At 33.4% G+C, this 25,510-nt stretch carries 25 protein-coding genes; 11 read left to right on the top strand and 14 right to left on the bottom strand.

The features are described 5' to 3' along the window. The 4 genes from FC091_RS12170 to FC091_RS12155 all read left to right on the top strand — a co-directional run. Positions 1-2,390 (top strand): gliding motility-associated C-terminal domain-containing protein (locus FC091_RS12170; protein ID WP_138434541.1); only part of this gene is annotated, 2,390 nt, incomplete at its 5' end. An 11-nt stretch (positions 2,391-2,401) separates the two neighbouring features. Then, positions 2,402-3,337: a PorP/SprF family type IX secretion system membrane protein gene (locus FC091_RS12165; RefSeq protein WP_138434540.1), complete on the top strand. Its 936-nt coding sequence runs from the start codon at positions 2,402-2,404 to the stop codon at positions 3,335-3,337. 12 nt (positions 3,338-3,349) lie between these two features. Beyond that, positions 3,350-5,251, top strand: a complete 1,902-nt coding sequence (locus tag FC091_RS12160; protein WP_138434539.1) for an OmpA family protein — start codon at positions 3,350-3,352, stop codon at positions 5,249-5,251. 72 nt (positions 5,252-5,323) lie between these two features. Continuing rightward, positions 5,324-5,914 (top strand): hypothetical protein, encoded by a 591-nt coding sequence (locus tag FC091_RS12155; protein ID WP_138434538.1) that lies wholly within the window; start codon positions 5,324-5,326, stop codon positions 5,912-5,914. A gap of 68 nt (positions 5,915-5,982) precedes the next feature. On the opposite strand, the gene FC091_RS12150 is transcribed toward FC091_RS12155, so the two are convergent. Both FC091_RS12150 and pdxH read right to left on the bottom strand, forming a co-directional pair. Then, positions 5,983-6,480 (bottom strand): CAP domain-containing protein, encoded by a 498-nt coding sequence (locus FC091_RS12150; RefSeq protein ID WP_138434537.1) that lies wholly within the window; start codon positions 6,478-6,480, stop codon positions 5,983-5,985. A gap of 189 nt (positions 6,481-6,669) precedes the next feature. Continuing rightward, entirely contained in the window at positions 6,670-7,317 is a 648-nt protein-coding gene (gene pdxH / locus FC091_RS12145; RefSeq protein WP_138434536.1) for a pyridoxamine 5'-phosphate oxidase, read from the bottom strand. A 51-nt stretch (positions 7,318-7,368) separates the two neighbouring features. Here pdxH and FC091_RS12140 point away from each other — a divergent pair, with 51 nt between their 5' ends. Beyond that, a complete protein-coding gene (locus FC091_RS12140; RefSeq protein ID WP_138434535.1) occupies positions 7,369-7,815 on the top strand; it encodes a hypothetical protein in 447 nt (148 codons plus the stop codon). Here FC091_RS12140 and FC091_RS12135 read toward each other — a convergent pair. From FC091_RS12135 to rpsA, 6 genes are all read right to left on the bottom strand, one after another. Beyond that, a complete protein-coding gene (locus tag FC091_RS12135; protein WP_138434534.1) occupies positions 7,812-8,717 on the bottom strand; it encodes a ribonuclease Z in 906 nt (301 codons plus the stop codon). The two genes, FC091_RS12140 and FC091_RS12135, sit on opposite strands and share 4 nt — an antisense overlap. A gap of 3 nt (positions 8,718-8,720) precedes the next feature. Then, positions 8,721-9,053, bottom strand: coding sequence for a ribonuclease Z (locus FC091_RS12130; RefSeq protein WP_138434533.1), 333 nt, complete (start codon positions 9,051-9,053; stop codon positions 8,721-8,723). A 3-nt stretch (positions 9,054-9,056) separates the two neighbouring features. Next, positions 9,057-9,986: an aspartate carbamoyltransferase catalytic subunit gene (locus tag FC091_RS12125; protein WP_138434532.1), complete on the bottom strand. Its 930-nt coding sequence runs from the start codon at positions 9,984-9,986 to the stop codon at positions 9,057-9,059. A gap of 14 nt (positions 9,987-10,000) precedes the next feature. After that, complete coding sequence (gene pyrR, locus FC091_RS12120; protein WP_138434531.1) at positions 10,001-10,540, bottom strand: bifunctional pyr operon transcriptional regulator/uracil phosphoribosyltransferase PyrR; 540 nt, start codon at positions 10,538-10,540, stop codon at positions 10,001-10,003. Between the two features lie 129 nt (positions 10,541-10,669). Beyond that, complete coding sequence (locus FC091_RS12115) at positions 10,670-11,407, bottom strand: T9SS type A sorting domain-containing protein (RefSeq protein ID WP_138434530.1); 738 nt, start codon at positions 11,405-11,407, stop codon at positions 10,670-10,672. 252 nt (positions 11,408-11,659) lie between these two features. Continuing rightward, entirely contained in the window at positions 11,660-13,495 is a 1,836-nt protein-coding gene (gene rpsA, locus FC091_RS12110) for a 30S ribosomal protein S1 (protein WP_138434529.1), read from the bottom strand. 256 nt (positions 13,496-13,751) lie between these two features. On the opposite strand from rpsA, the gene FC091_RS12105 reads away from it, so the two are divergent. Then, positions 13,752-14,171, top strand: coding sequence for a hypothetical protein (locus tag FC091_RS12105; protein WP_138434528.1), 420 nt, complete (start codon positions 13,752-13,754; stop codon positions 14,169-14,171). A 140-nt stretch (positions 14,172-14,311) separates the two neighbouring features. Beyond that, positions 14,312-14,689 (top strand): LysM peptidoglycan-binding domain-containing protein, encoded by a 378-nt coding sequence (locus FC091_RS12100; RefSeq protein ID WP_171032520.1) that lies wholly within the window; start codon positions 14,312-14,314, stop codon positions 14,687-14,689. Between the two features lie 70 nt (positions 14,690-14,759). Here the strand turns inward: FC091_RS12100 and cmk are convergent, their stop codons facing one another. The 4 genes from cmk to lon all read right to left on the bottom strand — a co-directional run bounded on the left by cmk (position 14,760) and on the right by lon (position 19,769). After that, on the bottom strand, positions 14,760-15,443 hold the full coding sequence (gene cmk / locus FC091_RS12095) for a (d)CMP kinase (RefSeq protein ID WP_138434547.1): 684 nt from the start codon (positions 15,441-15,443) through the stop codon (positions 14,760-14,762). Between the two features lie 10 nt (positions 15,444-15,453). Then, positions 15,454-16,485, bottom strand: a complete 1,032-nt coding sequence (gene porQ, locus FC091_RS12090; RefSeq protein WP_138434526.1) for a type IX secretion system protein PorQ — start codon at positions 16,483-16,485, stop codon at positions 15,454-15,456. 73 nt (positions 16,486-16,558) lie between these two features. Further along, positions 16,559-17,332 (bottom strand): LysM peptidoglycan-binding domain-containing protein, encoded by a 774-nt coding sequence (locus tag FC091_RS12085; RefSeq protein WP_138434525.1) that lies wholly within the window; start codon positions 17,330-17,332, stop codon positions 16,559-16,561. After that, a complete protein-coding gene (lon, locus tag FC091_RS12080; RefSeq protein ID WP_138434524.1) occupies positions 17,316-19,769 on the bottom strand; it encodes an endopeptidase La in 2,454 nt (817 codons plus the stop codon). The genes FC091_RS12085 and lon overlap by 17 nt, the downstream gene beginning before the upstream one ends. A gap of 231 nt (positions 19,770-20,000) precedes the next feature. On the opposite strand from lon, the gene FC091_RS12075 reads away from it, so the two are divergent. The 4 genes from FC091_RS12075 to FC091_RS12060 all read left to right on the top strand — a co-directional run bounded on the left by FC091_RS12075 (position 20,001) and on the right by FC091_RS12060 (position 23,074). Next, positions 20,001-20,552: an RNA polymerase sigma factor gene (locus FC091_RS12075; RefSeq protein WP_138434523.1), complete on the top strand. Its 552-nt coding sequence runs from the start codon at positions 20,001-20,003 to the stop codon at positions 20,550-20,552. Between the two features lie 11 nt (positions 20,553-20,563). Continuing rightward, the gene (locus tag FC091_RS12070) at positions 20,564-21,127 is read left to right on the top strand and encodes a hypothetical protein (RefSeq protein WP_138434522.1); all 564 of its coding nucleotides are present in this window, start codon (positions 20,564-20,566) and stop codon (positions 21,125-21,127) included. Next, positions 21,105-22,193 carry a hypothetical protein gene (locus FC091_RS12065; RefSeq protein WP_138434521.1) on the top strand — a complete coding sequence of 363 codons (1,089 nt, stop codon included), beginning with the start codon at positions 21,105-21,107 and terminating at the stop codon, positions 22,191-22,193. The genes FC091_RS12070 and FC091_RS12065 overlap by 23 nt, the downstream gene beginning before the upstream one ends. Before the next feature lie 155 nt (positions 22,194-22,348). Further along, positions 22,349-23,074 (top strand): head GIN domain-containing protein, encoded by a 726-nt coding sequence (locus FC091_RS12060; protein WP_138434520.1) that lies wholly within the window; start codon positions 22,349-22,351, stop codon positions 23,072-23,074. 78 nt (positions 23,075-23,152) lie between these two features. Here the strand turns inward: FC091_RS12060 and FC091_RS12055 are convergent, their stop codons facing one another. Together FC091_RS12055 and FC091_RS12050 are read right to left on the bottom strand one after the other, a co-directional pair. After that, complete coding sequence (locus tag FC091_RS12055; RefSeq protein ID WP_138434519.1) at positions 23,153-23,749, bottom strand: DUF4136 domain-containing protein; 597 nt, start codon at positions 23,747-23,749, stop codon at positions 23,153-23,155. Positions 23,750-23,964: 215 nt separating this feature from the next. Further along, a complete protein-coding gene (locus FC091_RS12050; RefSeq protein ID WP_138434518.1) occupies positions 23,965-25,491 on the bottom strand; it encodes a polyamine aminopropyltransferase in 1,527 nt (508 codons plus the stop codon). Between the last annotated feature and the right edge of the window lie 19 nt (positions 25,492-25,510).

Genomic DNA, 25,510 nt, shown 5'->3' with positions numbered 1-25,510 from the left:
GTGCAACGGCTAATGATACTTGTGGTAGTGTGACATGGTCTAATGACTATGGTGCTAATACTGACGTAGATTGTGCAAATGGAGCTATTACTGTAACATTTACTGCTACTGATGAGTGTGGTAACACTGCAAATACTACGGCTACATATTCTATTATTGATACAGTTGACCCTGTATTAACAATACCTGCTGATGCTACGGTAGAATGTACTGAAGATACATCACCTGCAAGTACTGGTACTGCAACTGCAACTGACGATTGTGCAACTCCAAATGTAACTTTTAGTGATGTTGAAGTAGCAGACTGTGGAAATACTAAGACCATAACAAGAACCTGGACAGCTACTGATGCATGTGGTAACAGCGTATCTGCTGACCAAACGATTACGGTTGTTGATACTACTGATCCTACAATCAATATTCCTGCAGATGTGACTATAGAGTGTACTGAAGATGAGTCTTCTGCTAATACTGGTGTTGCTACTGGTGCAGATACTTGTGGTACAGTTACCATTACTGAATCAGACGTTGAGACTGCAGCTTGTGGTAATACTAAAACTATTGTTAGAACTTGGACGGTAACTGATGAGTGTGGTAATTCAGTGTCTGCTGATCAAACCATTACGGTTGTTGATACTACTGATCCTACAATCAATATTCCTGCAGATGTGACTATAGAGTGTACTGAAGATGAGTCTTCTGCTAATACTGGTGTTGCTACTGGTGCAGACACTTGTGGTACAGTAACCATTACTGAGTCAGACGTTGAAACTGCGGCTTGTGGTAATACGAAAACTATTGTTAGAACTTGGACGGTAACGGATGAGTGTGGTAATAGCGTGTCTGCTGATCAGACTATTACTGTGATAGACACTACTGCACCAACGTTTAACGAAACGCTTCCTGCGGATATAACAGTTGAATGTGATGCTGTTCCCGCAGCTGAAACCTTAACGGCTAATGACAACTGTGGTGATGCTACGGTAACTTTTGAAGAAACAACGACGGCTAGTACTTGTGATAATGAATATACATTAACGCGCACTTGGACGGCTTCTGATGCTTGTGGCAATGAAACTGTGCATACTCAAGTGATTACAGTTCAGGATACAACGGCACCAACGTTTAACGAAACGCTTCCTGCGGATATAACTGTGGAGTGTGATGCTGTTCCTACAGCAGAAACGTTAACGGCGAATGACAACTGTGGTAATGCTACAGTAACTTTTGAAGAAGCTACTGCGGCTGGTACTTGTGATAATGAATATACATTAACACGAACTTGGACAGCTTCTGATGCTTGTGGTAATGAAACTGTGCATACTCAAATCATAACAGTTCAGGATACAACGGTACCAACGTTTAATGAAGCATTGCCTGTTGATGTAACGGTTGAGTGTGATGCGGTGCCTACTGCTGAAACCTTAACGGCTAATGACAACTGTGGTGATGCTACGGTAACTTTTGAAGAGGAAATTACAAATGGAGCTTGTATGGGTGATTATATAATAGAAAGAACTTGGACTGCAACAGATGCTTGTGGAAATGATAGTATTCATATACAAATCATTACGGTACAAGACACAACAGCTCCAACTTTAGTTACACCTCTTGATGAGAATATTATGGCTTCATGTGATGATATTCCTGAAGTACCAAATTTAGTCTTTGAAGATGCTTGTTCAAATAATATTAGTGTATCCTTTGATGAAGATTCAACTCAAGCCAACGATTTTGAAGATTATTCAATTATAAGAACTTGGACTGTAACAGATGATTGTGGTAATGTAGCAACATTTACACAAAATATCGATGTAGAAATTAGCAACGTTATTAATGCATTTGATGCGAGTCGTTGTGTACTGGATGCTGAGTTTGATTTATTCGATTTACTGTCAGGTGATTTTAGTATGGATGGAACATGGAATGTTGTGTCTGGTGATGCCACTATAGATGGAAGTTTATTCGATCCATCAACAGTAGAAGTTGGTATATATACCTTTATGTACTCTATTACTGATGGACCTTGTCCTACCGAGGTAGAAGTAAATGTGACTATTGATGATGACTGTGTTGTATTACCATGTGGTGCTGAAGATGTTGTTATATCAAAAACTGTGACAGCAAATGGTGATAGTTATAATGAATTCTTTACCATAACTGGTGTAGAAGATTGTGGATTTGTAATTGAATTACAGATATTCAATCGTTGGGGAGCAGAAATTTACAAGAATAATAATTATCAAAACGATTGGAATGGCGATGCTCATGGCTCGTCTGTAGGAAGCTCTGGAAAAGTCCCTACCGGAACTTACTATTATGTTATTAATTTAAGAAATAGTGGATTAAAGCCATTTGCTGGCCCTATCTACGTAGCAACTGATAAATAAACTTAACCGAGATGAAGTTATCTAAATCATTAAGTATTGTAATATTTATATTAGGTATTTCTACTGCCTTTGCACAACAGTTACCTCAATTTACACAATACATGTTTAACACTATTTCTATTAATCCTGCTTATGCAGGTAGTAGAGAAACATTCAGTGCTGTTGGCTTACATAGAAGTCAATGGGTTGGATTAGAAGGTGGACCAGAAACCCAAACATTATCTGTTCATACTCCGCTAAGGAATGAGAAGATTGGTTTAGGGCTATCATTCATAAATGATAAATTAGGATACGAGAACTTTTCATATATCTATGCTGACTTTTCATATACAATTCAAACTGGTGTTAATACTAAGTTAGCTTTTGGTATTAAAGGTGGTTTTACACATTACAATTTAGACGAGGAACTATTAAATGATCCGTCAGTTGTTAATGATCCCTTTTTCAATGAAATTTCTAATCGATGGAGTCCTAATGTTGGTGCTGGCCTATACTGGCACTCGCAACGATGGTATGTTGGACTTTCAGCACCTAGAATTTTAAATACAGACTATAATAACGGACGCCAAGGTCAATTAGACTATATCGCATTAGAACGCGTAAGCTATTACATTACTGGTGGCTACGTGTTTGATTTAAGTGAAACAACAAAACTAAAGCCTTCTGTTTTACTTAAAGCTACTAACGGAGCACCGTTATCATTTGATATTTCTGCTAATTTCTTATTCAATGAAACATTTTGGATTGGTGGTGGTTACAGAATTAATGAAAATGCAGCTGCCATTGGTGGTATAGCTGACTTTCAGGTATCAAAACAATTACGAATTGGTTATGCTTACGAATATCCAATTTCAGATTTAAGACCATATACTAGTGGTACACACGAAGTATTATTGATGTTTGAAGTATTTAAAAGTAAACGTATAAAATCTCCTAGATACTTCTAAAAGAATCGCATTATGAAAACAAGAATATTAGTTCTAACTCTTATACTTAGCTGTTCGTTATCGTATGCGCAAACGAAGTTAGCTGATAAATTCTTCAAAAATTATGGCTACATAAAAGCTATTGAGCTTTATGAAAAGGCTGTAGAAAATGGAGATAACAGTTCCCATGTACTTACACGTCTTGGAGATGCCTATTATAATAATTCTAACTCTGAGAAAGCTGCATATTGGTATGGTGAAGCTTTAAAAGAACACAAAAAAATAGATGCCGAATATTTATACAAGTACATACAGTCACTTAGAAGTATCGGTAATTATGAAGAAGCAGACAAATGGTTTAAAGAGCTAAGTGCCGCACAACAAGGCGACAGTAGACTTAAAGGCTATAACCCTGATGAAGTAGATTTATATGCAAAATTAACGTCAAAAAATGAAGTCGTTGTTAAGGTTGAAAACTTAGACTTCAATTCTGAAAATTCTGATTTTGGATCTTATATTTTCGATGACAAACTCTACTTTGCCTCTGCACGAGATGGTGATGGTAAAATCTACAGTTGGAATAAAGAACCTTTTTTAGATTTATATGAAGTCGCTTTGACTCATAACGATGGTGTTGTTACTTATGGATCGACAACTGAATTACCTGAAAATATAAATACAGAATATCATGAAGCATCTGTAGCTATAACAAACGATGGTAAAACGATGTATTTTACAAGAGATAACGTTAACAAACGTAACCGCATAAAATACGACAAAAAGGGTACTACACATTTAAAACTTTATAAGGCTACTTTAGTAAATGACGAATGGACAAATGTTGTAGAGTTACCTTTTAATGATGAAGTTTTTTCAACTGGTCATCCAGCATTGAGTCCAGATAACAAAATATTATATTTTGTATCAGATCGCGAAGGTGGCTTAGGTCAGTCAGACATCTACGCTGTTTCAATTAATGAAAATGGTTCATATGGAACACCAGAAAATTTAGGTGAAAAGGTAAACACAGAAGGACGCGAAATGTTTCCATATGTAGCTAAAGACAGTACACTTTACTTTTCTTCAGATGGGCATTTAAACTTAGGGCTTCTTGATATTTTTAAATCAGATATATTAAAAGGATTACGTAATGATCCAGAAAATATGGGTTCACCTTATAATAGTGGTTATGACGATTTTGCTTTTTTTATTAATTCTGAAACAGAACAAGGCTACTTCTCTTCTAATCGACCAGGCGGAAAAGGAAGTGACGATATCTACAGCTTTAACGCTAAAGCGTGTAAAGAAGTAATTTCTGGAGTTGCCAGAGATAGTAAAATAAATATTATACTTTCTGGTGTTACTGTACGTTTAATTGATGAAACCGGGAAAATAATAGAAGAGCTATTTACTAAAGATGGTGGAGAATATACATTTACTGTAGATTGCAATAAAACATATACTGTTGTTGGTAATAAACCAGATTACAAAGACGATCAGAAGACCATTACTACAAGTACAGAAGATGAAAAAGTCAATACTTTAGATTTAAGTTTAGAACCTTTGATTATTGATAATCAAATTGTCATAAACCCAATATTCTTTGATTTTGACAAATGGAATATTAGAACAGATGCACAATATGAACTAGAGAACATTGTAGATGTAATGCGCAAGCATCCTACTATGATTATAAAAATTGAATCTCACACAGACAGTCGTGGTGGTGATAGATATAACATGAAATTATCTGATAGACGTGCAAAGTCTACAAGAGATTACATAATATCTAGAGGTATTGATGCAAATAGAATTGTAAGTGCCATTGGTTATGGGGAATCTCAACTCCTTAACAAATGCTCTAATGGTGTAAAATGTACAGAAGAAGAACACCAATTAAATAGACGATCTTACTTTTATATTGTAAACGAATAATTTTACCCTCAAAATTATACCCAAAAAGCAAGCTTAATTGGGCTTGCTTTTTTATTTTATTATAAAATGATAATGATTAGGCCTAGATATATTCAAAAACACCTTTCTCTTTTAATAGGAATTATATTAGTATTCAATTGTAATAGTAAATCAAAAGGTAATTCTCAGAAGCCTAGTGAAGAAGTAATAATTGATACTGTTCACGAAATAAAAAAACACAAGATTATTGCTCCTAAAGGAAATCAAATATTTGAGAATAGTGAAAAACTATATAAACTTAAATGGGAAAATGGTTATATACTTAAAGCAATAAATATATCAGAATGTGATAACTCAAACACGGATGAAGGCATATACAAATTTGATAAAAAAATAGATAGTATAACATTTACTAATGATTCTTTTACAATTAATTTTAAAGCTGTTGAAAATTGTTGTTCTGAATTTTTATGCGAAGCAGAAGTTATTAATGACGCTACCTTAAATGTGATCTATAATGCTTATGGATCTCAATGCTCTTGCAATTGTTTATTTAATATGAGTTTTAAGTTTAGTTATTATAATAGATTAGATGATATTAAGGTTCCAAAAACTAATATTAAAAATGTTGTATTGAATAACAACTCGAATTCTAAAATTAAATTTGACAAGATAGTAAGGTAAATACAAACTAAAAAAGCCACAACTATCGTCATGGCTCTTAGGGGCTATTAATCAACTTTTATTGCGGTCTAACGCTTAATGAAGATATTAGTAAAGTACCATTTGCCTTCATTATTTTTTTCGGCAGAAATATCAAAATCTGTAAAATTGCCTTCTATATTTTCTCTATGGCTTGGACTGTTTAACCAAGCATTTACTACCGACTCAGCAGAGCTAAAGCCGTAAGCAACGTTTTCTGATACTATATTAGCGTTAGCATTAAGCTGTAAACTTTGCTTTCTTTGAAAGAAATTATCATGAGATACATTGTCTACTTCTACCATATAATCGGTATGTGTATAAGCAACAGCTTTAACTGTACTATGATCATGTAATGGGTTAAGGCCTTGATTGATTCTGTGAGCATTGATAAGTTCCATAATTTCAATTTCAATTTGTTTAGCCTGAGGTGCTACAGGTACTTCAATAGAATTGATTTTATCTTCGGCAGCACTATCTGTAGAACAAGATGTAAAGCCTAAGAGGGCAACGATAGCCAATAATGGCAATAGCTTTTTAGCTTTCATAAGTAGGTTAAATTTAGGTTTGGGATTACTAATTTAAAAGCCTACTTACGTCTATTTGTTAAATAAATGTTAAAATCGATTAAAAACATGCATTTTGTCGATTTTTTATGCAAAATATCGATGAAATACACTTTGTGTAAGAAAAATCAGGTACTTAAACGATGTTAATTACCTTTAATCGATAAAAAATCAAGGTGAAAGGCGTTCTATTTTCCAATTGTAATCTTCTTGCAATTGGTAACGTATTCTATCGTGCAATCTGTTGGGCCTTCCCTGCCAAAATTCCATTTCAACAGGTCTTACCATATAGCCTCCCCAATGTTTTGGTCGTTCAATATCTTTTCCTTCATATTCTTGTTCCAGCGCTTTTAATTTTTTTTCAAGCACATCTCTATTTACAACAACTTCACTCTGGTTAGATACTATTGCTCCTAATTGGCTACCTCTAGGACGCAACTCAAAATAACCATCGCTCATATTTTCGGCTATTTTTTCAGCTTTTCCTTTAATTATAACTTGTCGCTCTGCAGCATGCCAGAAAAAAGACAAGCAAACATTAGGATTAGCTTCAATAGCCTTACCCTTCTCACTATTATAGTTGGTATAGAATATAAAACCTTCGAACGTATACTTTTTTAATAGCACTACTCTACTCTTTGGGTAACCATCTAATCCCAAGGTAGATATAGTCATAGCATTAGCTTCATCGATATTAAAATGGTTATCTACTTCTACAAACCAATCTCTAAATAATTCCATAGGATTATCTGAGACATTGTTTAGTAACAACTCCCCTTTTTCGTATGTTTTTCTGTAATTGCTTAAGTCTTTCTCCATAGTTTTACGAAGTTAAATCAATATTTTGTTTCTATCAAAAAAAGTGTAGTTTTGGGTACCCTTAATTCAAATAACAACCCTAACATGTACTTTGAAGACTCTGATTTTTCAAAAACTTTACGCTATGATAAAGTTGTATCCAAGTTTGCCACTTACTATTTACTTGATGATTTTTTTGTCATGGAAGTTAATGAAGGTGAGCATTTTAATTGGGATAAGCTTAATATACTCTTAGATTCTCTGCGAGACCACTATGGCAATCATAAAGCACTAGCTTACATTGCAAACCGTGTTAATTCGTACTCAATTGACCCTGTGCTTTGGTCTTATTTTGATAAGGATGATAGTATTTTAGTTGCCGCCTCTATTGTTAGTTACAGAGATTCTTCATTTATGAATGCAAATATTGAGAAACAACTAGCTAAAATTCCTTTAAAGAGAGCTCACAGCTTAGGTGAAGCTATCAATTGGGTACAGCAATTAAAGGAATTGAATTAAAACTCAAAAGATCTACCATCTTTTGCTAAAAGAACATTTTCAAATTCTTCTTTGGCTTCAGATTTAAATTCTTCATAACCATTGTAACGTGTAGAAAAATGTCCGAGAATTAATGTCTCTACATTGGCTTTTTTTGCAATTATTCCTGCTTGTCGTGCAGTACTGTGCTTAGTGCGCTCACATAGATTTTCATTCTTGTCTAGGAATGTAGATTCATGATACAAAACAGTTGCTTTTTCTATTATAGGAATGATTTCTTCATTATAAACCGTATCACTACAATAGGCATAACTTTTTGACGGAATTGGGTCTTTTGTAACTGAAGCATTTTTAATTAATACTCCATCTTCGTTAACGACATCTGCACCTTGCTTTAATTTTCGGTAATAGGCCTTGTTAATATTTGCGTTTAAAACGGCATTAATATCTAATTTACGCTCGTTTTCTTTTTCCTTGAATAAAAATCCATTTGTATAAACACGATGTTTTAGAGGAATGGTATAAACTTCTACTTTATCGTCTTCAAAAATTAACTCGGATTTTTTAGATGTTAACTCATGAAAAATCAAAGGAAAATTTGTCCAGGAATCTGAAAGTTTTAATTGTAATGTTATGACCTCCTTAATACCTTTTGGACCGTATATATGAAGCTCAGTTTCGCGAGTTAACAAGCGAAACGTGCTTACCAAACCTATTAATCCAAAATAATGATCACCATGAAGATGAGAAATAAAAATGTGTTTTATTCTTGAAAACTTCACCTTATTTCTGCGTAATTCTACCTGAGTACCTTCGCCACAATCAATGAGAAACATGTGGTTTTTAATTTCTAAAACCTGAGATGTAGGATTTGTATTGGTGCGTGGTGTTGCGCTATGACAGCCTAGGATAGTGAGTTGCATAGATTAAAACCCTAAATCGCGTTCAATATCTTCCATTTCTATGATATCGTAGGCTTCATGAATTGTTGGTACAACTACAATTTCATCTGGCATTTGATCTAAATCTGCTTTGTCTGTAACTATTACAAAAGATTTTTTATCGCTTCTATGGTTATTACTTAGGCGAAGAAATTCAATAATATCTTCTAAGCTAATTTGATCTAAACTAGATAAATTAACTATGATATGATAATTCTTGTACTTATCGTAAGCCTGCTCAATATTATTAACCAAAGTTTTTACTGATGCTTTTTCTTGAGTAATAATCGTAATATTTCCGTCTCTATCTACAATCATAACCTACTGTTTTATTTTAGACGCTAATAAATAAATTACAGCCATTCTTACTGCTACACCATTCTCTACCTGATCTAAGATTATGGCTTGCTTAGAATCCGCGACATCACTTGTAATCTCTACACCTCTATTTATAGGTCCTGGATGCATTATTACAATGTCCTTATTTAAGCTATCGAGCAACTCTTTATTAACTCCAAATTGCTGTGTGTATTCACGTGTTGTTGGAAAATAGCTAATATCCATACGCTCGTTCTGTACACGCAACATATTAGCAACATCACACCACTCTAAAGCTTTTCTTAAGTTAGTCTCTACTTTAACACCGAGGTCTTTTATATATTTTGGCAATAAAGTCTTAGGACCGCAAACCATAACATTAGCACATTGTAATTGTAAAGCATAAATATTTGAAAGTGCTACTCTACTGTGTAAAATATCACCCACAATAACAACGTTTTTACCTTTAACAGAGCCTAATCTTTCTCTTATTGAATATGAGTCTAATAAGGCTTGTGTAGGATGCTCATGTGCCCCATCTCCTGCATTAATAATACTTGCGTTAACATGCTTGGATAAAAACACACCTGCACCAGGATTGGGATGACGCATTACTACCATATCTACTTTCATGGAAAGGATGTTATTAACTGTGTCTATTAAGGTTTCGCCTTTTTTTACCGAGGATTGTGAAGCCGAAAAATTTATAACATCAGCTGAGAGCCGTTTTTCTGCTAATTCGAAAGATAATTTGGTACGCGTAGAATTTTCAAAAAATAAATTAGCGATAGTAATATCTCTAAGCGAAGGAACTTTTTTAATAGGTCTATTAATAACCTCCTTAAACTGATCTGCAGTTTCAAAAATTAAATCTATATCTTCTTTTGTGAGATATTTTATACCTAATAAGTGTTTAACACTTAGTTCACTCATTGCTAGTTAATTTTCTATTTATCAATCAAATACACTGCATCTTCTCCTCCATTCTCAATCCAGTTTACCTTAACTTTCTGGTTATCTATAGCATCTACTTGTCGTCCTCTATAATTAGGTTGAATAGGTAAATGCCTACTAAATCTTCTGTCTATTAAAGTCAGTAATTCAATGTTATTTGGTCTTCCAAAAGATTGTATTGCAGTAAGCGCAGATCTTATACTACGACCTGTATACAGTACATCATCTATAAAAACTACATTTTTTCCTTCAACAATAAAATCTATCTCTGTTGTATTAGCTTCAAGAGGTTTGTCGCCTCTCCTAAAATCGTCTCTAAAAAAAGTAATATCGAGATGTCCTATTTGAATATTCTTAATCCTATAGTCTTCTTTTAGCATCTGTGCCAAACGGTCAGCCAAAAATTTACCTCTTGGTTGTATACCTATTAAGACGGTTTCCGAAAAATCATCATGGTTTTCAATAAGTTGGCAAGCCAATCTGTGTAGTATAATATTGACTTCCTTAGAATTGAGTAATACTTTTTGACTCATGTAGTATCCAAACGTTATTGATTCGCAAAGTTAAGTTAATTTCTTAGAGTTTCAAACAAATATAAAAGCATTAAAAAAGTCCATGTTCTACATGGACTTTTTTGTAAAATGGTATTACATGTTTTTAGATTAACGTTTTATAAACTTAGTGGAGTATGAACTAATATCATTCATCATATTCATAATGTAAACACCTCTTGTTAATTTAGAAATATCAATTGTACTATTTACATCGGTATATACGTCTATAAGGCGTCCATCTATGGCATAAATTTTAACTATTGAAGTACTAAAGTCATCTGAAAGTTTTATGCTGTTTTTTAAAATAGTAACTGCATTTGGATTTTCATCTGAACTCCCTAGAGACAACGTGGGATCAAAGCTACTATTCATTGTTATAGAGGTGCCACTTAACAACGAGCTAAGGTCTATGAGTGCTTCATTATTTTTAAAAACCCTGAGGTAGTACACATCCGAAGCATTAATCTCATCAAATATGAGTTCAAAACTACCACCAGCTAAAGCAACTACCGTATAAGAATCACATTTTATTTCTTGAAGAAGACCTAAGTCACCGTTTGGTGCCTTCAAGATTTGGTAATTTATATTAGCTATTAAAGTTAGTCCTGCACTGGCCATGCCAATCTCTAGTTTATTATCACCAGAACTTATAGTATGTTTATAAAAAATATCCTCATAAGGATTACATGCAGGCGATAATCCAGATGCTGTTGCTGAAGTGTAATCCAAAAGGTTTACACTTAAATTAGTACCATTAACTTCAATTGCATTTTCAATTGTGTTTCCGCTTTGAGAATACGATAACGAATAGACCAAAAAGCCTATACTGAGTAAGATTCTTTTCATAATATTAAAATTTGGTTAAACTTTTTTATTATGAGGCCTCAAAATATGTGCTCGTTAGCATTAATATACTAACTACTAGTACCTAGAAGTTAAAAATATAAACGGAGAATAATTGTAAGAATTAGATGATTTGCTTAATTATTTAACTTATTTAACAAAAACATAAAAATTTTTAACATTTTAACATATATTTTCTTACCAAAAAAAAGCCTCTCAATTTTTGAGAGGCTTTAAAATATATTTAGGATTGAATTACTTCTTTCCGTCCATTTTATCTTTAAGTGCTTGTAAAGCATCGTTTGCATCACCTAAAGTAGGTTTAGCTTCTGCCGCTTGTGCTTCTGCTTTCTTAACTGCCTGCTTAACGATTTTAGCTTCTTCTTCTCTAAATACTGCAGTGTGAGATGCTACAACTCTTTTGAATTCTTTATTGAACTCAATAATTTTGAATTCTGCTTCTTCACCTTTCTTAAGTTTAGAACCATCTTCTTTTTCTAAGTGACGTTGTGGTACAAAAGCAACAATATCTTCGTTAAATTCTATTGTAGCGCCTTTGTCTACTATTTCAGTAATAGCAGCAGTGTGAGATGTACCAACAGCAAACTCAGTTTCGTATTTGTCCCAAGGATTCTCTTCGGTTTGTTTGTGACCTAAAGATAATTTACGTCCTTCAACATCTAGTTCTAAAACTACAACGTCTAACTTATCGCCAACGTTACAGAACTCAGACGGATGCTTAATTTTCTTAGTCCAAGATAAGTCAGAGATATAGATAAGACCATCGATACCTTCTTCTAACTCAACAAACACGCCGAAGTTAGTAAAGTTACGTACTATACCTGTATGTCTAGAACCTACAGGATACTTAGACGTAATATCAGTCCATGGATCTGGTGTTAATTGCTTAATACCAAGAGACATTTTTCTGTCTTCTCTATCTAGAGTTAATACTTGTGCCTCGATTTCGTCACCTACAGAAACGAAGTCTTGTGCAGAACGTAAGTGTGTAGACCAAGACATTTCACTAACGTGTACTAATCCTTCTACACCATCTGCAACTTCTACAAAAGCACCGTAATCAGCGATAACCACTACTTTACCTTTTACTTTGTCACCAACTTTAAGATCTTCACCTAAAGCTTCCCAAGGGTGCTTAGATAATTGCTTAAGACCTAACTGAATTCTAGACTTGTTTTCATCAAAATCAAGAATTACAACATTCAATTTCTGATCTAACTCAACAATCTCGTTTGGATGGTTGATACGAGACCATGATAAATCTGTAATGTGAATTAAACCATCTACACCACCTAAATCGATAAATACACCGTAAGACGTAATGTTTTTAACAACACCTTCTAATACTTGTCCTTTTTCTAACTGGCCAATGATTTCTTTCTTTTGCTCCTCAATATCAGCCTCAATAAGTGCTTTATGAGAAACTACTATGTTCTTAAATTCGTGGTTGATTTTAACAACTTTGAATTCCATAGTTTTATTTACGTACTGGTCGTAATCTCTAATTGGCTTAACGTCAATTTGAGAACCTGGTAAGAATGCTTCGATTCCGAAAACGTCAACGATCATACCACCTTTAGTTCTGCACTTAACGAAACCATTTACGATTTCACCTGTATCATGTGCATTATTTACACGATCCCAAGCCTTGATTACTCTAGCTTTTCTGTGAGATAATACTAACTGACCTGTAGCGTCTTCGCGAACATCAATTAATACCTCTACTTTATCACCAACTTTTAAATCTGGGTTGTAACGAAACTCGTTAAGAGAAATTACACCTTCAGACTTAGCGTTAATGTCAATAATAGCATCTCTGTCTGTGATGTGGATTACTTCACCTTCAACAACCTCGTCATCTAAAGTGTCAACGAAATTTTCAGATACTAATTTTTCAAATTCTGCAAGTTTCTTGTCCTCTACCTGCTCAATTCCTTCTTCGTAATTGTGCCAATCGAACTCTTTTAAGAATTTTTCTGGATTTGCCTGAGCTTCAGAAACTACTGGAGCTTCAACTGTTTTTGCTTCAGTTGCTTCAACCTCAGCTTGTTTTGTTTTGTTTTCAGCCATTGCTGATTAAAAATTTGTATTCTGTATTTTCAGAAAGTATAGCGGATAAATTTACAGAAGCTAATTAAAATTTATTTTGTTTTTCCTTTCCTACTTTCTCAAGTCCGCTAAAAAGGAGCGCAAAATTAATCATTTTCAATTAATTAACAAACGAAATAACTTATTTAATTAGCCTATAGCTCAATTAACTAAAAGATAATATTCTATTAATCTTATAAATCAATCATTGAACTAAATTTATTTGAAACTATTTGCAATGAAAAATTTAAGAATATCACTTTCATTATTATTATTATTCTTACTATTAATTACGAGTTGTGATACTGATGACAACAACACTTTAAATCCTTTGATTGAAACTGGGCTTATTGGAGAATGGGAAATTAATGGACGTGGTATTAACAATATATCCTCTTTAGAAGCACTTTGCTGTGAAACCTTAAGTTTTCTGGACGATGACAATAAACGGGATTTAAACGGTTTATATATTTTTGACGAACATGGTATTATCACTAATGGTTCTTTTACTATTAACTTAGACGAAAACACCATTAACTATACCACAGAAAACAGTGATACGAGTACTTTAAAATTTACAATCAATAATTCTGTTTTAGAAGTTTGGTATTTTGACAATTCCAACAGAAACTGGACCACATATGTTAAACAAAATTAAGAATTATGATTAAAAATGTGACTTAAATACATTTTGAGTGTCTTACAATTGAATACAAATTTGATGCTCAAAAAAGCTAATTTTTGGCATATAAATTGGTATATTTACATTACTATTAATACTTATAAATCAAAACAATCATGGTTAAAGCAAAATACCAAGACGTTCTAGACTTAGGGGAACAATTAAACATCCAAGACGGTAAAGTTGAAGAAGCAAACGGTCAACTTAAAGTTTGGGGAACTGCAGCTACACAGTACGAGAAAAATTTACTTTGGGATAAGATAAAAGAAATCGGTGGTGATGAACCTTCTGATATTATGGCAGACATTAAAGTTGCTGATGAATCAGTTTATGCGAGACATACTGTAAAGTCTGGTGAAACTTTAGGGAAAATTGCTAAGCACTATTATGGTGATGCAATGAAGTATAAAGAAATTTTTGAAGCAAATACTAATATTCTTAAAAATCCGGATTTAATTCATCCTGACCAAGAATTAGTAATTCCTAATCTATAATTAGAATAAATTTATAAAAATTAAGCGACCTACTTCGACTACGCTCAGTAACCGAAAGGTCGCTTTTTTTTTATGCTTTAGACTTTGCCAGTTCTAAAATTGTTTTTAACTGCTCCTCTATGGTTAAATCTGAATTATCAATCTCAATAGCATCATCTGCTTTTACCAAAGGTGAATCTTCTCTTGTTGAGTCAATACGATCTCTTGTAGTAACATTTTCTAAAACTTCGTCATAACTTAGGTTATGTCCGCGTTCTAATAATTCTTTATAACGTCTTTGGGCTCTGGTTTCAGCAGAAGCTGTCATAAATATTTTCAATTCAGCATCAGGAAATACTACCGTACCAATATCTCTACCGTCCATTACGATGCCTTTGTCTTTACCCATTAACTGTTGTTGTTCTACCAGTTTTTGTCGTACTTCAGAAATTGTAGCTACTGGACTCACATATCGTGATACTTCTAAAGTTCTAATCTGCTTCTCAATGTTTTCACCATTTAAGTATACTTCGGCAAATCCTAACACTTCATTAAACTTAAAGGTTATATGTATTTCATTAAGTCGTTCAATGAGTTTTTCAGAATGAAAGAAGTCTTCACCTATCAATTCATTTTTCATAGCAAAATAGGTCACTGCTCTATACATTGCTCCAGTATCAACATAAATATAGTTGAGTTGCTTTGCTAATTGCTTTGCAATAGTACTCTTACCGGTTGAAGAAAATCCATCTATAGCTATTACAATCTTATTCATAGTTGTATCCTTATCGTCTTCTGCCATCTAAATCTATTTGAAGTCCAAAAAAACTAGTATTAGAAGCACTTGTGTATCTGGCATGTGTATAACTAAATCGCATTGAGTTTAATCGAATACCTACACCAACTGATAAACCTGAAAAATTTCTTTGATCTACTATTCTTAATTCTTCTGCACGTCTAAAGTTATAACCAAATCTTAGATTAAACCCACGTTCTGGCCATAACTCGGCTCCCAAAATTAAATGGCGTAAAGCATTATTGAAAAAACCAACCGTTTCTTGGGTCTGATTACCATCTAAATCTGTCGTGGCTCTAGCAGGATTAGATACACCTATTGGCCATTCCTGTAGATTTTCCATCGTTAGGTGCCATCTGATAGGAACGTTCTCTAATGTCTGGGACATCCCAAAATTGACTTCAAAAGGTAAAGGTTCATTCTGGCCTGCATATGTTGTAAACTGTGTTCCTATATTTCTAACCGTTAAAGCTGCATGAAAATCTAACTTTTCATTGATATACATTATACCCAAATCTACTGCTCCACCAACTGAATTGTATTGTTCTAAAAGAGAAGTAATAACCTTTACATTGGCTCCTACATAGAAATCGGTAAAAGGAATATTGTAATTATAACCTGCCGAAATAGCTGCTTCGTTTCCACTAAAAGTTCCTGTGGAATTACCATTAACGTCGTAACCATCAAACGTTCCGTAATTAATATATGTTACACCAAAATGAAATGTTTGTACGTGTCTGTCCCAAGTATAAGCATAAGCAGCTGTTCCGTATGTAATACCACCTAAATAACTAGATACATTTACAGCAAGTTGATTGTGCATTTGCCAGTTTAAAGATGCTGGATTGTATAAGGCCTCAGTAACATCATGATCAAAATTGGTGATAATTTTACCGCCTAATGCAGCCTGTCGTGGAGATGATACAAGATTGAGAAATTGATAAGTAGATTCTCCACCCAATTGTGCAAACAACGGTAACGCTAAAAGCATAAAACAGAATTGGGTAACCCTCTTTATCATAGATTGTGCAAAATAAACAAATCTATCTTAAAACGATGATATGATTTTTTTATTTTTTCGAGGTGTTTTATTTCTATTTTAACTTCAATTTTTGACCTACTAAAATGAGATTATCTGAAAGATTATTAATTGATTTTAGCTCATCTACAGAAAGCCCATTTCGCTTGGCAATATTGTATAACGTATCACCTTTAGATACCGTCCAAATTGAATTGTTTGATGATACTTTTCTGTATTCGGAGTGGGATACTTTTAATTCCTGACCAACTTTTATCAAGTTTGAAGTCAGCCCATTTTTACTTTTTAATTCATCAACAGTAAAGCCAAAACGCCTACTCAGACTATATAAAGTATCGCCATTTTCTACTATATGAGTACCAGATGTGTTTTCTGAAACAGTAACTATAACAGGTGATTCTTCACTTGAAACATTTATAGTACTTACTGATTGCTTATCAAAATTACCAACTCTAAGTTTTTGACCAGGATCAATCAAAGTAGTCTCTAAATTATTAGCTTCTTTTAAAGCTGTTAAAGTTGTTTTGTAACGATTAGCAATATCCAAGAGCGTTTCGTTTTCTTTTACAGTATGATAATCAGAATCTGCATCAATTACCAGTGAATCTTTGGTATTACTTTCTGATTTTTCTACAAAATCATCAAACTTTATTGGGCTCTTTTTGTCTTCAGAATTTACTAATATAATTTCCCCTGTAACTACATTAAGCTTTGCGGGTTTACCGTCTAAAACTACATCTTTATATTGCCCTTCTTCTTGACTAAAACTATTGAGCCATGATAAAAGGGCAATACACAAAGTAAAAACTAACTTAGAGTTTTTTAGCATTCCTTACTTTTTGATTAGTAATGGCAATATCTAAAACCTCGCTCATATCTTTCACATAATGAAATGTTAGACCTTTGAGATATTCTGGTTTTATTTCGTTAATATCGCGCTTATTATCTTCACATAAAAGAATCTCTTTAATTTTTGCGCGTTTAGCCGCTAAAATCTTCTCTTTAATACCACCTACAGGAAGTACTTTTCCACGCAGTGTAATCTCACCTGTCATCGCTATACTTTTCTTTACTTTACGTTGCGTAAATAAGGATACTAAAGATGTTAACATGGTAACACCTGCACTTGGACCATCTTTTGGTGTTGCACCTTCTGGCACGTGTATGTGTACATTGTACTTGTCGAAAACTTCTGGGTTTATTTCAAACGTATCTGCATTGGCTTTTATGTATTCCATTGCGATAGTGGCTGACTCACGCATAACTTTTCCCAAGTTTCCTGTAATGGTAAGATTACCTTTTCCTTTAGATAAAATAGACTCTATAAATAGGATATCGCCACCCACTCTAGTCCAAGCTAAACCAGTTACAACTCCTGCTACATTATTGTTTTCGTATTTATCGCGTTCTAGTCTTGGCGAACCTAACACTTCAATAACATCGTCGTTAGATATCTTCACGTTATAGTCCTCTTCCATTGCAATATTTTTGGCAGCGTAACGTACCATTTTTGCAATTTGCTTTTCAAGACCTCTTACTCCAGATTCTCTTGTATAACCTTCAACGATTTTTTCTAGTTGTGGTTTTCCAATTTTTAACGCTTTGCTATCTAGCCCATGCTCTTTTAATTGTTTCGGCAATAAATGGCGTTTAGCAATTTCTACTTTTTCTTCAATAGTATAACCTGTTACGTTAATGATTTCCATACGGTCTCTTAATGCAGGCTGAATGGTGTTAAGACTATTAGACGTTGCAATAAACATTACCTTAGATAAGTCGTAACCCATTTCTAAGAAGTTATCGTAAAACTCATTGTTTTGTTCAGGATCTAAAACCTCTAACATTGCAGAAGATGGGTCTCCTTGGCTACCTGTAGATAACTTATCAATCTCATCTAAAACAAATACTGGGTTTGACGTGCCTGCTTTCTTTAAACTCTGGATAATTCGTCCTGGCATAGCACCAATGTAGGTTTTCCTATGTCCGCGTATCTCAGCTTCATCACGTAAACCTCCAAGTGAAATTCTTACATATTCCCTTCCTAAAGCTTCGGCTATAGACTTTCCTAAAGATGTTTTACCAACCCCTGGAGGTCCATATAAACACAGTATTGGCGACTTCATATCATTACGAAGTTTTAAAACTGCCAAATATTCAATGATTCGCTTTTTAACATCGTCTAATCCAAAATGGTCGCGATCTAGGATTTCCATGGCACGTTTAAGGTCAAATTGATCATCGCTAAACTCATTCCAAGGTAAGTCCAAAAACAGATCTAAATAATTACGTTGTATAGAATACTCTGCCACCTGAGGATTCATGCGCTGCATTTTGGCTAATTCCTTATCAAAGTGCTCTTTTACTTTATCGTCCCAATTCTTTTCTTTGGCACGTGCTTTCATGTCTTCTATTTCTTGGCCAGAAGATACACCACCACCTAATTCTTCTTGGATGGTTTTCATCTGTTGGTGTAAGAAATACTCACGCTGCTGCTGGTTCATATCACTCTGAACCTTGTTCTGAATATCATTCTTTAATTCAAGTTTTTGATATTCTAAATTCATATATTTTAAAGTCTGAAGCGCACGTTCTTTTAAATCGTTAATTTTTAAAAGTTCTTGCTTTTCCTCAACTTTAAGATTCATGTTGGAAGACACAAAATTTACTAAGAACGAGTTACTTTCTATGTTCTTAATAGCAAAAGAGGCTTCGGTAGGAATATTAGGGCTTTCCTTTATAATCTCCAAAGAAAGATCCTTAATAGAATCTATTATAGCATTAAACTCTTCGTTATCCGCAGCTGGTTTAGCCTCAGGAATATCAGAAATTGTTGCCGTTAAGTAAGGTTTTTCAGAAATAATTTCATTAATCTGAAAACGCTTTTTCCCCTGAATAATAACCGTAGTATTACCATCTGGCATTTTTAGCACTTTAAGGATTCGAGCTACAGTACCCGTTTTATAAATGTCTTTGGCCGCAGGTTTTTCAACAGATTCATCTTTTTGAGCTACCACACCTATAACTTTTCCGCCTTTATTGGCGTCGTTTATAAGTTTTATAGAGGTATCTCTACCTGCTGTTATAGGAATTACAACACCTGGAAATAATACTGTATTTCGTAACGGTAGAATGGATAGAGACTCTGGTAAAGATTCGTTGTTAATTAATTCCTCATCCTCTGGTGTCATCAACGGAATTAATTCTGAATTTTCGTCAAAATCTTGAAATGACAAACTGTCAAGACTTAAAAAATTTGATTTCTTCATAAATATATTTAAGCCATTCTGTCATTAAAAAATGATAGAAAAGCATTTAATTAAATGTATTAAAAATTAACTTTACACTGAATATCAATACATTATAAGATATTCAAAGTTATTCACATCTATATAATTTCAATTGTTATGCCATTACCTTTAGACTTTATTAAAAGTTTTTTTATCAAAAGTGTAACAATGCCAAAACACCTTCATCTATAGAATAAAGCAATTGTTTTTTTGACATCAACCAATCAAAATATCGAACAGTTATTAGTGCTTTGCAAATCTTGTAACCAACGTGCGCAGTTAGAAGTTTACAACAGATACAACAAAGCCATGTATAACACAGCATTGAGAATTGTAAAAGATTCTTTTAAGGCTGAAGACATAATGCAAGAGTCATTTTTAACGGCTTTTACAAAACTTGAAACATTAGAGGACGCCAAACTATTTGGCGCATGGTTAAAACGTATTGTAGTGAATAATAGTATAGCACATTACAACAAAACCGTAAAACAAAACGAAGTACCTCTAGAACCAGTTATGTACAAAGTTGAAGATGATAACGGCATTGAAAGTCATAACCAAAATAATGATAAGGTGAAACAAATTATTAGTGTTATGAAAACACTAAAACCCAATTACAACTTGGGGCTAACCTTACATCTTATTGAAGGTTATGATTACGAAGAAATCTGTGATATTATGGATATTTCTTATGCAAATTGCAGAACCATGATATCCAGAGCTAAAGAAAGTTTAAGAAAGAAATTAGAGCTAACAGCTTAAATTATTGATGCATGGAAAAAGATACTTTAGACGAATTATTTGATAACCTTAAAGGTGAATTTGATATCAACGAACCAAATGCAGGTCATCAAGATCGCTTTTTAGAAAAGCTCAATACCAATACAATAGCTTCTACAGAAGAAAAAAAGTCTTCTGGCTTTAATTGGAAACCATTTTTAGCCATAGCAGCTTCTTTAGTCATTTGCTTAGCGGTATTTACAACATCAAATGCACAGCCAGAAGTTATGGATTTGGCAAGCGTATCACCAGAAATGTCCGAAACACAAGATTTCTTTACAGCAACAATTAATGCAGAATTAAAAAAGCTTAACAATGAACGCTCGCCTTTAACTAAACAAGTTATAAGAGATGCGCTTAACAGAATTGAACTGTTAGAAAAAGACTATCAAAAACTAAAAACAGATTTAACAGAAAGTGACAAAGACCAGCGTGTTATCTACGCTATGATTAGCAACTTTCAGAACAGGATAGACATTTTGAATACAGTTTTAGAACAAATTGAAACAATTAAAGAATTAAAAACCAACAGTGATGAACCAAAAAATACATTTTAGAATAGCAATTCTTCTATTGCTAATGCCATTTATAACGTTGGCAAACACAAACGCTGAAATTGGAAAAACAACGAAAGAGCGTAACATCAAAAAGTCATTTGATGTATCTGCTGATGCTACATTAAAAATAGATAATAGCTATGGCAACTTAGACATTGTAACTTGGGACCAGAATCGTATTGAGTTTGATATTACTATTGAAGTGACTGGTAATAATGCCAATAAAGTTGAAGAGCGACTTAATGAAATTTCAGTTAGTTTTAATAACACTAAAGATTTAGTAACGGCCAAAACAAATTTTGAAAATAAAGACAAAAATTGGTGGAGTTGGAATAACAACAAAAAATTAAAGATCGAAGTGCACTACCGTGTAAAAATGCCAATAACCAATAACGTAGATTTAGATAATAATTATGGCTCCATTAATTTAGATAGACTAAAAGGCAAAGCCAAAATTCACTGTAGCTACGGGAAAGTAACGACCAAAGAGCTTATGGCAGATGGCAACTACATTAATTTTGATTACAGTAAAGGTTGTTATTTTGAATTTATTAAAAGTGGTAAATTATATGCAGATTATAGCGAATTTACCATAGCCAAGACAAAATCCCTTTACTTAAACACTGGGTATACAAATTCTATAATTGAAAATTCGGAAGATGTAGAATTCAACTGCGACTACGGTTCGTTAAGAGTGGATAATATTAACAGTCTTAAAGGAAATGCAGATTATCTTACCCTACGTATTGTTAACCTATATAAAAGTATTAATTTAAAAGCCGATTATGGATCTTTAAAGATAGATCGCATCGCCTCAAAAGCAAATAATGTAGAAATCGATTCTGAGTTTATGGGTATTACTATTAGTTATGATAGTAATTACAGCTTTGATTTTGATATCGATTTAGAATATGCCTCACTAAGAGATTCAGACACATTTAATTTTACAAATAAAGAAGTCGATTCTTTTGAGAAAAAGTACAATGGTTACCATGGCACAAAAGGGTCTGGCAATTATGTAAAAATAAAATCACAGTATGGAAGCGTAAGCTTTAAACAACAATAATTTATCGTCACTTCGAGTAAATTCAGTAGATTTTATCTAATGAATTTGTATCGAGAAGACAAATAAAAGTGTTCTCGATACAATTCCGATTCTCGCGATCACTCGAACTGACATAAGAAATCAATAAACGAACAGTAACCAAACAATTCAAAATCATGAAATTATTAAAATCAATTACGTTAGTCGCATTCCTTTTTAGTGTTACAACATCTTGTGCACAATGGGGAAAATGGAAAAAACAAAAAGGAGATGGTAATATTATTACAGAAAACCGATCAACCGGAAATTATGATGGTCTTGAGGCTGCAGGACCAATGGATTTTAAATTAGTCCAAGGTAATGAAGGAACTATTACTATTGAAGGTGATGCCAATTTAATGCAATACATCATTACTGAGGTAAAAGGTAGTAAACTTGTTGTAAAAGTTGAAAATGGTATTAATCTGAAACCTACAAAAACTATTGTAGTTACCGTACCTTACGAATCTATCAATTCTGTCTCCTTGGCTGGCTCAGGTGATATTGAAAATTCAGGCACAATTAAAGCTAACGATTTTGATGTGTCCTTAGCAGGCTCTGGTGACATAGATCTAAAGATTAGCTCTAATTCTGTTGAAAGTAGTATTTCGGGATCTGGTGATATAGAATTAAGTGGCTCAACAAAAGATTTGACGACAAAAGTAACAGGCTCTGGCGATTTTGATGGTAGCGATCTAGACAGTACAAATGTAACTGCAAAAATCACTGGTTCTGGTGGTGCTAATGTGGTTTGTAATGGTGAACTTAAAGTAAGAATTACAGGTTCTGGCGATGTGAAATATTCTGGAAACCCAACCAACAAAGACACTAAAGTAACAGGTTCTGGTAGCGTTAGCAACTAGTGCGCAATCAATCAACTAAAAATAAGAAAGGACAAGCTAATACTTGTCCTTTTTTAGTTTAATCAGAGTTTTTATTTCTTAAACGGGGAATTTTTTAAAGATCTCATTTATCATTCGGGTCATAAGCGTAGGATCTGAAATATGGGCTTTAAAATTTTCTGCCATGCCAGACCACACCAATTGTTTGGTAGTTTTGTTAAATACCTGCACTATTAAAGTTCCTTCTTTATAAGGTTGATTATTAAGTGCATTTTCACTATTTCTAAAATAACGTTTATAATCTGTATCAGTAACAGAAGCATAGTTTGGACTATTGACTGAAGTAGAACCACCATCAATAGGTGCTTGCTCGTAATAGTTGTTACTTCTACCTCTTAAGTTACTTCTAATCGCATTAGATGTACTTAACAATACCAGCAAATCTGGATTTTTAATATCTACGGAAAACCCTTTTTCAACCATTTTTTCATTCATAGTTGTAATTAAAGATTCTTCGATAGATTTATCCATGTCTACATTAAACTCATCTATTTTAAACGAGGTGTTCGGCAAATATGCAAATGTTTTAAAACTATTGAAATCGTCATCAGTATATTTTTTTGATTTAACATTAGATGCACAACCCATAAAAATAAGTAGTGCTAGAATCGAAAAAAATCTTAAAGTTGTTTTCATAGCAAATTTGTTTTAAGTTAAAAAGTCAATTAAAATACAATAAGGATGAGCACGGAGTTTATGCATTAGTAATTGCAGTAAGGAATTTTGCCATTACTATTCTCCTTATAACACAAAAATAATAGTTAATTGATTTTCAGCATAATAGAAACTGTTATATTTGTGTTAATCAGATAAGTTTAGACTATAATTAAGAAAACAGAGCTTGTATTAAATCATTTCGTACCAGCTTCAAAATCTACTTTCCATTTTTCCCATTCGTCTAAGAAATAGTTAAGGATAATTGGGTTGTCTAAAGTATTTTGTTTAGTGTCGGCAATGGTAATATCCTTAGGAAAAATAAAGGCTTGTTCTATTTGGTTTGGGTTGAGATATTTTAAATCTTCTGGCAAAGCTCTAATATCTACTTTACTGTTGTTGCCATCATGTCTGGCAATAATAAATCCCCAATCGCCAAACGATGGTATGTAGGTATGATAAGGTTGTACGTCTTCAAAAACTGATGCTAGTGTATTATTAATACAACTAAAGACTTTGTTTGAGAAATAAATTTCACCAGATTGTGTTACAAAAACACCATCCTTTTTAAGGTTTCGCTTTGCCATTAAAAAGAACTGCTTGCTATACAATCTTGCCAAGGCCTGATTAGTTGGGTCTGGCAAATCTGCAATGATTACATCGTACTTTTCAGTATTATTAAACAGATAAGTAAACGCATCTTCTGGTATAAGGTTTACTTTTTCATTTTTTGCAGCGTTAGCGTTAATGTCCTTTAGATATTTGTTCTCTTTTGCGAGATAAAACATGGTACTATCAATATCTACAACATCAACACGCTGTACAGAGCTATGCTTTAGCACTTCTCTACTCGCTAAATTTTCACCACCTCCGAGAATTAAAATACGCTTTGGATTGTAATGCATTGCTAAAGGAATATGTACCAAAGATTCATGATAACGATGCTCATCTGAAGATGAAAACTGTATCACTCTATTAAGATACAAACGAACATCTCCTTGCGTTTTGGTCATTACAATTTTTTGATACGGTGTTTGCTCATTCAACACAATAGGACGCTTGTATATTTTCTGATCCCAAACCTTTAAAAGTTTACCTCCAAACAACACTAAAACGACTAAACCAATAACAGCCAAAAAGCCAAAAATACTGTTTCGTTTTTTGTCTTTGAGCAAAGTGTAATTCAAAAGAATACCTAAAACAATATTTACAATTCCGAAGATCAGCGACGAATAGTACAAGCCAACAAATGGAAGTATGATAAATGGAAAAATCAAGGTCGCAATAAGTCCACCTATATAATCTAACGACAACACGTTAGAAAGATTGTTTTTAATGTTGCTCTCTTCTAAGGCAAAAGTCAATAAAGGCACTTCCATACCTGTAAGTAAACCTATTACAAATATGATAGCCAAACAACTCATTTGTAATATCATTGGCGACACATACACAAACAGCATATAAAGTAGTGGCACAGAAACACCACCAATAAACCCAAGTAGATATTCAACATTGATAAAAAATGTGAGTGGTTTTTCTTTTAAGAACTTAGATAAAAAGGCACCTATTCCCATAGAAAACAAATACACACCAATGATTATGGAAAACTGTCTTACACCATCTCCTAAAAAATAAGTTGCAGTTGTGCTTATTAGCAATTCGTAGATGATTGAACATAAACCTGCAATAAATACAGCAAATGGAATTAGTGCTTTTTTATTCATTAAAAATTGATTATGTTTG

It is taken from the genome of Winogradskyella algicola (genome assembly GCF_005869935.1).
Lineage (GTDB): Bacteria > Bacteroidota > Bacteroidia > Flavobacteriales > Flavobacteriaceae > Winogradskyella > Winogradskyella algicola.
This window is presented reverse-complemented; position numbering and strand designations above follow the sequence as displayed.

Excerpts from the sequence above, each read along its gene's own strand:
- FC091_RS12165 (WP_138434540.1), top strand. The coding sequence starts at position 2,402 with ATGAAGTTATCTAAATCATTAAGTATTGTAATATTTATATTAGGTATT.
- FC091_RS12160 (WP_138434539.1), top strand. The coding sequence starts at position 3,350 with ATGAAAACAAGAATATTAGTTCTAACTCTTATACTTAGCTGTTCGTTA.
- FC091_RS12155 (WP_138434538.1), top strand. The coding sequence starts at position 5,324 with ATGATTAGGCCTAGATATATTCAAAAACACCTTTCTCTTTTAATAGGA.
- FC091_RS12150 (WP_138434537.1), bottom strand. The coding sequence starts at position 6,480 with ATGAAAGCTAAAAAGCTATTGCCATTATTGGCTATCGTTGCCCTCTTA.
- pdxH (WP_138434536.1), bottom strand. The coding sequence starts at position 7,317 with ATGGAGAAAGACTTAAGCAATTACAGAAAAACATACGAAAAAGGGGAG.
- FC091_RS12135 (WP_138434534.1), bottom strand. The coding sequence starts at position 8,717 with ATGCAACTCACTATCCTAGGCTGTCATAGCGCAACACCACGCACCAAT.
- FC091_RS12130 (WP_138434533.1), bottom strand. The coding sequence starts at position 9,053 with ATGATTGTAGATAGAGACGGAAATATTACGATTATTACTCAAGAAAAA.
- FC091_RS12125 (WP_138434532.1), bottom strand. The coding sequence starts at position 9,986 with ATGAGTGAACTAAGTGTTAAACACTTATTAGGTATAAAATATCTCACA.
- pyrR (WP_138434531.1), bottom strand. The coding sequence starts at position 10,540 with ATGAGTCAAAAAGTATTACTCAATTCTAAGGAAGTCAATATTATACTA.
- FC091_RS12115 (WP_138434530.1), bottom strand. The coding sequence starts at position 11,407 with ATGAAAAGAATCTTACTCAGTATAGGCTTTTTGGTCTATTCGTTATCG.
- rpsA (WP_138434529.1), bottom strand. The coding sequence starts at position 13,495 with ATGGCTGAAAACAAAACAAAACAAGCTGAGGTTGAAGCAACTGAAGCA.
- FC091_RS12105 (WP_138434528.1), top strand. The coding sequence starts at position 13,752 with ATGAAAAATTTAAGAATATCACTTTCATTATTATTATTATTCTTACTA.
- FC091_RS12100 (WP_171032520.1), top strand. The coding sequence starts at position 14,312 with ATGGTTAAAGCAAAATACCAAGACGTTCTAGACTTAGGGGAACAATTA.
- cmk (WP_138434547.1), bottom strand. The coding sequence starts at position 15,443 with ATGAATAAGATTGTAATAGCTATAGATGGATTTTCTTCAACCGGTAAG.
- porQ (WP_138434526.1), bottom strand. The coding sequence starts at position 16,485 with ATGATAAAGAGGGTTACCCAATTCTGTTTTATGCTTTTAGCGTTACCG.
- FC091_RS12085 (WP_138434525.1), bottom strand. The coding sequence starts at position 17,332 with ATGCTAAAAAACTCTAAGTTAGTTTTTACTTTGTGTATTGCCCTTTTA.
- lon (WP_138434524.1), bottom strand. The coding sequence starts at position 19,769 with ATGAAGAAATCAAATTTTTTAAGTCTTGACAGTTTGTCATTTCAAGAT.
- FC091_RS12070 (WP_138434522.1), top strand. The coding sequence starts at position 20,564 with ATGGAAAAAGATACTTTAGACGAATTATTTGATAACCTTAAAGGTGAA.
- FC091_RS12065 (WP_138434521.1), top strand. The coding sequence starts at position 21,105 with ATGAACCAAAAAATACATTTTAGAATAGCAATTCTTCTATTGCTAATG.
- FC091_RS12060 (WP_138434520.1), top strand. The coding sequence starts at position 22,349 with ATGAAATTATTAAAATCAATTACGTTAGTCGCATTCCTTTTTAGTGTT.
- FC091_RS12055 (WP_138434519.1), bottom strand. The coding sequence starts at position 23,749 with ATGAAAACAACTTTAAGATTTTTTTCGATTCTAGCACTACTTATTTTT.
- FC091_RS12050 (WP_138434518.1), bottom strand. The coding sequence starts at position 25,491 with ATGAATAAAAAAGCACTAATTCCATTTGCTGTATTTATTGCAGGTTTA.